The organism is Paenibacillus terrae (assembly GCF_000943545.1).
Lineage (GTDB): Bacteria > Bacillota > Bacilli > Paenibacillales > Paenibacillaceae > Paenibacillus > Paenibacillus terrae_A.
Genome location: NZ_JTHP01000136.1, coordinates 1 through 7,347 on the forward strand (window position 1 = coordinate 1; position 7,347 = coordinate 7,347).

Genomic DNA, 7,347 nt, shown 5'->3' on the forward strand with positions numbered 1-7,347 from the left:
ACACGACGACTTGGATATTGCGGAAGCCATCTGCCGCGCTAATAATGAGCCACCTGCGGTCAGCGTGCGGGTGAACACGACAATGACCAGTCGTGATCAACTCTTGAACGAGATGATTGCGAAAGGGGTGGATGCTGTTCCATCAGCGGTTAGCCCTTACGGAATTGTCGTTCGCAGCGGCGGAAATATGGCGCTCACTTCCTGGTATACAGACGGTTTGCTGTCCGTGCAGGACGAAAGCTCCATGCTCGTCGCCGAGGCGGTTGCGCCTGAGCCGGATATGCTGGTACTGGATTGCTGCGCTGCTCCGGGCGGCAAAACAGCTCATATGGCTGAGTTAATGAAGGATCAGGGCCGGATTATCGCCAACGATCTGCATGCTCACAAACATCGGCTAATCCAGGAACAGGCAGATCGACTAGGGCTGGATGCCGTGGAAACGGTCACCGGGGACGCACTTGAGTTGAAAAGTCGCTATGCTCCGGCATCATTTGACCGCGTCTTGCTGGACGCGCCATGCTCCGGTTTTGGAGTGATCCGCCGCAAGCCTGACTTGCGCTGGAGTAAAACTCTCCAGGATGTTCGTGACATTACACAGCTCCAGCATGAACTGCTGAACAGCGTAGCTGGGCTTTTGAAGCCGGGCGGTATTATGGTATACAGTACATGCACGATTGAACCGGATGAAAATGAAGGGCAAATCACCCGTTTTTTAAGTGACCATCCCGAGTATGAACTGGCAGAAGGACATTTCTTATCAGACGTAACTGATGGCATGGATCATGCTCAGCGCGGCTCGATACAGCTGTTGCCGCAGCATTTTCACAGCGACGGATTTTATATCGCGCGTTTGCGCCGGGTGAAATAGTTCGTAAGAATCCCGAAGGCAGTCAACCACCAACATTTCCACATTCCGCCGGACATCATCCGGCGGTTTTTGCATTGGGACGAAAAATTTTTACCCCCTCAGGGATTTGTGCTAAAATAGGAAGAATGAAAAACACTGTCTGTGAGAATGAAACAGAACTTAATGAAGAAGGAACGGGTGCAAACATTGATGAAACCTTTTATATATGATTTAACTCTGGAGGAGTTGCAGGACTGGACCAAGCGCAACGGTGAGCCTGCTTTTCGCGGAGGACAAATTTTTGATTGGCTGTATGTGAAGCGGGTCAATGATTTCAGTGAGATGACGAATTTGTCCAAGTCGCTGAGAGAGAAGCTTGAGGACCAGTTCAGCTTTGTGACGCTTCATGAAATTACAAAGCTGGAGTCGAAGGACGGTACGGTAAAATTCCTGTTTGGTCTGCATGATGATCATGCTATCGAGACAGTTATTATGAGACACAATTACGGAAACAGTATTTGTGTAACGACTCAAGTGGGCTGCCGAATCGGCTGTACATTCTGCGCTTCGACGCTTGGGGGACTCAAACGTAACCTGACCGCCGGTGAAATTACCGCGCAGGTCGTTCAGGCACAGAAAATTTTGGATAAGACGAATGAGCGTGTGAGCAGCATCGTCATTATGGGTTCGGGTGAGCCTTTTGAAAACTATGAAGCGACCATGACATTTTTGCGTACGATGGTTCATGAAAAGGGCCTGAATATTGGTCAGCGTCACATCACGGTATCGACCAGTGGTATCGTGCCGAATATTTACAAATTCGCGGACGAGGATACCCAGATTAATCTGGCAATATCCATTCATGCGCCTAATGATGCGCTTCGTTCGAAGCTGATGCCTGTAAACCGGCGTTATCCTTTTCAGGATGTTATGGAATCGCTTCGTTACTATCTTGCTAAAACAGGCCGGAGAATTTCGTTTGAATATGCCTTGATTGGCGGAGTGAATGATCAGGCGGAACATGCCGAAGAACTGGCGGACGTGCTGAAGGACATGCTGTGCCACGTCAACCTGATTCCGGTTAACCATGTGCCTGAGCGCAAGTATGTGCGCACATCGCGCAGCGATATTTTCAATTTCCAGCGCATTCTTGCCGAGAAAGGCGTCAATGTGACGATCCGGCGCGAGCAGGGTCATGATATCGCCGCTGCGTGCGGCCAGTTGCGTGCAAAGCATATGGAGTTGGGGTGAGACCATTTGATCAAAACAGTTCATGTCAGCCACGTCGGACGTGTACGTTCGGTGAATGAGGATTCTGCCTGGATCAGGCACTTGGAGCAGGGATATATTCTTGGAATTGTTGCCGATGGGATGGGGGGGCATTTGGCCGGTGATACGGCCAGCCGCCTTGCGGTTGAGACACTTGCCGCTGATTTGGCGACGCTGGAGAGCGGGTTATCCGCGCATTCTTTGACAGCGGCGCTTAGCGACGCTATTTTACATGCTAATGAAGTCATCTTCCAGACGGCTGCCCACGATGACAAGTATCATAATATGGGAACAACGGTTGTAGCAGTTTTGCTAAACGATGCCTCCGGGATTATCGGACATATCGGGGACAGCCGTGCCTATGTGATTTCTAAAGGAGTGGTACGTCAGATTACGGAAGATCACACACTGGTCAATGAGTTATTCAAAAACGGTCAGATCAGCAAGGAAGAGCGGGAGAACCATCCCCGCCGCAATGTGTTAACACGGGCGCTGGGTACTGATTCCGAGGTGCAGGTGGATATGGACTCCATCTCCCTGGAAAAAGGCGATGTACTGTTACTGTGCAGCGACGGGCTGAGCAATCTGGTGACAGAGGATCAAATTAGTAAAGTAGTAGGTGCCGCCGAGAATCCTCTGGAGGAACGAGCGGATCGTCTGCTGCATCTGGCACTGCTTGCCGGAGGCGACGACAACATCACGGTAGCTTTGTTTGAATTGCCCGATGACACAGTTTCATTGAGTGAAAAGGGGTGTGACGCATGATCGGGCACCTGCTTGGGGGAAGATACGAAATTATTGAGCGTATCGGCGGCGGCGGTATGGCGCTGGTGTATAGGGCTCAAGACATTTTGCTGAATCGTAATGTGGCGGTCAAGGTGCTGCGTCAGCAATTTGTTCATGATGATGAATTTATTCGCCGGTTTCGGCGTGAGGCACAGTCTGCCGCCTCGCTTTCCCATCCGAATGTGGTCAGTATTTATGATGTCGGCCAAGAGGATGAAATCCATTATATTGTAATGGAGTGCGTGGAGGGCAAAAATCTGAACGAAATCATTAAGGAACGTGCTCCGCTGCAAGTGGATGAAGCGGTACGAATCGCTTCTCAAATTTGTGATGCGCTGGAACACGCTCACCAAAATCAGATTATTCACCGGGACATTAAACCGCATAACATATTGATCGGGCGCAACGGACGGGTTAAGGTAACCGATTTTGGGATTGCTAGAGCCGTCACGTCAACGACGATTACCCAGACAGGCTCTGTTGTGGGCTCTGTCCATTACTTTTCACCTGAGCATGCGAAGGGAATCGTCACCGGCGAGAAATCGGACTTATATTCTCTTGGGATTGTTTTATACCAAATGCTGACGGCGCAACTCCCTTTTCTGGGGGAAAGCCCGATCAGTGTAGCACTCAAGCATTTGCAAGAGGAGTTTGAGGAACCACGCAAAATTAATCCGCTGATTCCGCAAAGCGTGGAAAACGTCATTTTAAAATCCATGCGCAAAAATCCGGAGGAACGTTATCAATCAGCGGATGAAATGTTAAAAGATTTGGAGACATGCCTGTTGCCAGGACGACGTAATGAATCCAAACTGGAATTTACACATTTGGACGATGAGGATCAAACACGGGTTATTCCGGCTATTAAGCCTCAGCAAATGGGAATGTCCTCCAATGGAGACGACGTGCCTGCCCAATCCGGCAATTCTGAAAAGCCTCAGAGCAAGCAAACGGCTAAAAAAAGTAAAAAGAAGCCGATCTTGTGGGTAACTCTGGTACTTTTGTTGCTTATTTGTATGGGTGGTGTGGTGTACTATGTGCAAAATTTGCTCGTTGTCCCTGACGTTGAAGTGCCGAATGTGGTGACCAAAACCGAGGATCAGGCCAAAGTGCTGATCAGTCAGTCCGGGTTGGTTATTAAGGATCCGATTGTGCATGAATATAAGGATGGGATTGCGCCCGGAGTTGTTTTCTATCAGAGCTATCCAGAGAAATCTGTGGTTAAGAAGGGAACAGAAATTGAGCTGAAAGTCGGGATTGCCAAGCCACTTACTCCGATGCCGGATGTCAAAGGGCAGAGCTATGATGATGCTGTCAAGCTGTTGACCTCCCAGCAAATTAAGGAGACACAGATTCAGCGGAATGAGCAGTTCAGTGATAAGGCCGAAGGAACCGTCCTTAGTCAGACACCGGCGGCGAATGAGTCCTTTGATAAGGATACGGTACAGGTAGTGCTGACGGTCAGCAAGGGCGCTGCTACAGTGAAAATGCCAGATCTGATCGGGCATACACAGAAGGAAGCAGAAAATGAGGTCAAAAAGGCGGGCCTGAAGGTTGGCTCGATTAAAGAGGAATTCAGCTATGAGCAGGAAAAAGGAAAAGTAACCAAGCAGTGGCCATCAGAGGCTGGCAGTGATTTGCCTCCAAATACGGAAATTACGTTTTATGTAAGCACTGGTTATCCGCCAGAAGCGATTACACTGCCATTTAATGTGCCAGTTGCGCCGAAGGAAGAGGGTAAAAACAGCAAGATTCGTATTACTTATACGGATGCACGCGGAGAAAACCAGGAATGGGGAAGCCGTACGATTAATACGACACAAGTGTTCACTATTAATCTGTTGCTAGCTCCGAACAAGGATAGTGTGGTTTCTGTATACAGAGATGGACAATTTGTCGATACGTATCCCGTTTCTTATATTGATGCAAAGAATGGCACGGTGACGATGCCTCAAATCGCTCCGCCTGCTGGAACTACACCAACAGATATGCCAGATGGTACTTCTTCACATAATGGTAGTGGAAGTGGCGAACAAGGGAATAGCGGGGATACTTCAAATGATGGTAATACCGGGGGTGACCCAAGCAATCAGGATGGCACCAATAGTAACGGTGAACCGTCTGCTCTTGCCCCCGAAACGGGTTCTACGGGCCTAGCGCGTGGTGAGTTTGCTGTTAAACACACAAACCATCCAGGTAAGGGAAAGGGCCTCCAAAAAAAACAGGGTGAAGTCATTGAGGCTGTAAAGCATCAGTAATCTTGCCGGAGGTCAGTATACTATCCGTAATTCGCTTTCACTATTCGAATTTTGGAACTTAAACATATAAAGGAGGACGGCTTACACATGCCTGAAGGTCTGATCGTCAAGGCGCTCAGCGGATATTATTATGTCTCCAGTCTGGATCAGAATGGGCGGCCGGTATCCGGCGAAGCTACGGTACAATGCAGAGCACGCGGAATTTTTAAGAAAAAAGAGATTACGCCGCTTGTCGGCGACCGGGTCGTTTATGAACTGACTGAAAACGGGGAAGGTATGGTTAATGAGATTCGGAAGCGCACGACGGAGCTCATTCGCCCGCCAGTGGCTAACACTACACTTGCCGTATTGTTGTTTTCCCTGCGTGAGCCGGATTTAAATCTGCCTCTGCTGGACAAATTTTTGGTGCATATTGAGCACGCCGGGCTGGATACAATTATCTGTCTGACAAAGCGCGATTTGTATGAGGGCAGCCCTTCGGAGGATGAGACGGTTTTGGCCGTTCAGGAAATGTACCGGAAGATTGGTTATGAGGTGCTGGTGACGAGTGCACGTACCGGGGAAGGTACGGCTGAGCTTAAGAAGCTGTTGGCTGGTCAAATCAGCGTGTTTTCCGGGCAGTCAGGTGTTGGGAAGTCTTCCATGCTTAATGCGCTGGAACCCGGCTTAACGCTGGAGACGAGCGCCATTAGCAATAAGCTGGGGCGGGGACGGCATACGACTCGTCATGTGGAATTAATTCCACTCGACAATGGCGGTTTTGTAGCAGATACACCGGGTTTCAGCCAACTGGATTTCCTGGAGCTGGGTGTGGATGAGTTATCTCCATGTTTCCGTGAATTCCAGTCGTATGCAGAAGGATGCAAATTCCGAGGCTGTACTCATATTCACGAACCTGGCTGTAAAGTGAGAGAGGCTTTGTCAGAAGGACATATTTCGCAGGGCCGGTATGATAACTATTTACAGTTTTATCAGGAGTTAAAAGAAAAAAAGCGGAGGTACTGAGCATATGTTAAAAATAGCACCGTCGATTTTATCCGCTGATTTTGCCCGTTTGGGCAGTGAAGTTGCGGATGCTGAAGCAGGAGGAGCAGACTGGATTCATGTGGATGTCATGGATGGTCATTTTGTATCCAATATTACCTTAGGGCCTCCTATCGTTCAGGCTATTCGTCCGCATACGAGCCTTCCTCTGGACGTTCATCTGATGATTGAGCATCCTGAACGTTACATCGGTGATTTTGTGAAGGCAGGAGCTAATATCGTCACCGTTCATGCCGAAGCTTGTGTTCATCTGCACGGGGTCATTCATTTGATCAAGCAGCAAGGTGCTCTTGCGGGTGTGGCCCTCAATCCGGGCACTTCACCATATGCGATCAAGGAAGTGCTGCCAAATGTAGATATGATTCTGGTTATGACAGTTAACCCTGGGTTTGGAGGGCAGTCTTTTATTCCGGAGACGCTGGATAAAATCAGACAGATTCGCACATGGTTGAATGAAATCGGCCGTCCGGATGTACATATCGAGGTAGACGGTGGCATCGCCGAGGAGACGGCACCAGCCGTATTTGAAGCAGGTGCTGATGTTCTGGTGGCTGGTAGTGCGGTATTCGGCAGAGCGGACCGTGGAGCGGCTATTGCGGCTATTCGGGACAGTGCAGCTCATTTGTCCAAGTGAAGCTGACCGAAGCGCTGTGGATGACGGTAGCGAGTATGGCGACAGGTGTGATCTTAAGTTGCTTTTCGCTGGTGAAGGCTCCTTGGAATGCCCTTCTTTCACTCGTTGCCGTTCTGATTGTGCTGTTTTATTTTCGTAAAAATGAACGGCGAGGTTTGCGTATCGGCTTTGTAATAAGCAGCGTGCTTTATTATATCCTATTTATTTTCATACTCTCAGCATATCTGTATGTTCGTGGACTTGTCTAATGGTATAGCATGGGATGGATGTGCATAAATATGGTTACATGAGCGGGATTCTCATGTAGCCTTTTTTTGTATGGCAACAACCCTTGACAGGTTGCATAAACTACAGAGAACAGATGCACGAGGATGATGGGGAGGGTGAAGCATGAAGTTTTATACAATCAAGCTACCAAGATTTCTGGGTGGATTCGTCAAAGCCATTCTGAATACATTCCAGAAAAGCTGAATTTCACGTAACGTACACACAGGATGCAAAATGAAGAG

8 protein-coding genes are annotated in these 7,347 nt (G+C 48.9%); all 8 read left to right on the plus strand.

Annotated elements, in window-relative coordinates; all coding sequences use genetic code 11:
- Window positions 1-868, plus strand: an 868-nt coding sequence (gene rsmB / locus QD47_RS28855; RefSeq protein WP_044649365.1) for a 16S rRNA (cytosine(967)-C(5))-methyltransferase RsmB, incomplete at its 5' end; no start/stop codon positions are given.
- A gap of 189 nt (window positions 869-1,057) precedes the next feature.
- Window positions 1,058-2,098 (plus strand): dual-specificity RNA methyltransferase RlmN, encoded by a 1,041-nt coding sequence (gene rlmN, locus QD47_RS28860; protein WP_044649371.1) that lies wholly within the window; start codon window positions 1,058-1,060, stop codon window positions 2,096-2,098.
- Between the two features lie 6 nt (window positions 2,099-2,104).
- Entirely contained in the window at window positions 2,105-2,881 is a 777-nt protein-coding gene (locus tag QD47_RS28865; RefSeq protein ID WP_044649366.1) for a Stp1/IreP family PP2C-type Ser/Thr phosphatase, read from the plus strand.
- The gene (pknB, locus tag QD47_RS28870; protein ID WP_044649367.1) at window positions 2,878-5,160 is read left to right on the plus strand and encodes a Stk1 family PASTA domain-containing Ser/Thr kinase; all 2,283 of its coding nucleotides are present in this window, start codon (window positions 2,878-2,880) and stop codon (window positions 5,158-5,160) included. The genes QD47_RS28865 and pknB overlap by 4 nt, the downstream gene beginning before the upstream one ends.
- Before the next feature lie 87 nt (window positions 5,161-5,247).
- Window positions 5,248-6,165, plus strand: a complete 918-nt coding sequence (gene rsgA / locus QD47_RS28875) for a ribosome small subunit-dependent GTPase A (protein ID WP_044649368.1) — start codon at window positions 5,248-5,250, stop codon at window positions 6,163-6,165.
- Window positions 6,166-6,169: 4 nt separating this feature from the next.
- Window positions 6,170-6,838, plus strand: a complete 669-nt coding sequence (gene rpe, locus QD47_RS28880) for a ribulose-phosphate 3-epimerase (RefSeq protein WP_044649369.1) — start codon at window positions 6,170-6,172, stop codon at window positions 6,836-6,838.
- On the plus strand, window positions 6,835-7,086 hold the full coding sequence (locus tag QD47_RS28885) for a hypothetical protein (RefSeq protein ID WP_044649370.1): 252 nt from the start codon (window positions 6,835-6,837) through the stop codon (window positions 7,084-7,086). The genes rpe and QD47_RS28885 overlap by 4 nt, the downstream gene beginning before the upstream one ends.
- 142 nt (window positions 7,087-7,228) lie before the next feature.
- On the plus strand, window positions 7,229-7,309 hold the full coding sequence (gene spoVM / locus QD47_RS28890; RefSeq protein WP_014282289.1) for a stage V sporulation protein SpoVM: 81 nt from the start codon (window positions 7,229-7,231) through the stop codon (window positions 7,307-7,309).
- The last annotated feature ends 38 nt before the right edge of the window (window positions 7,310-7,347 follow it).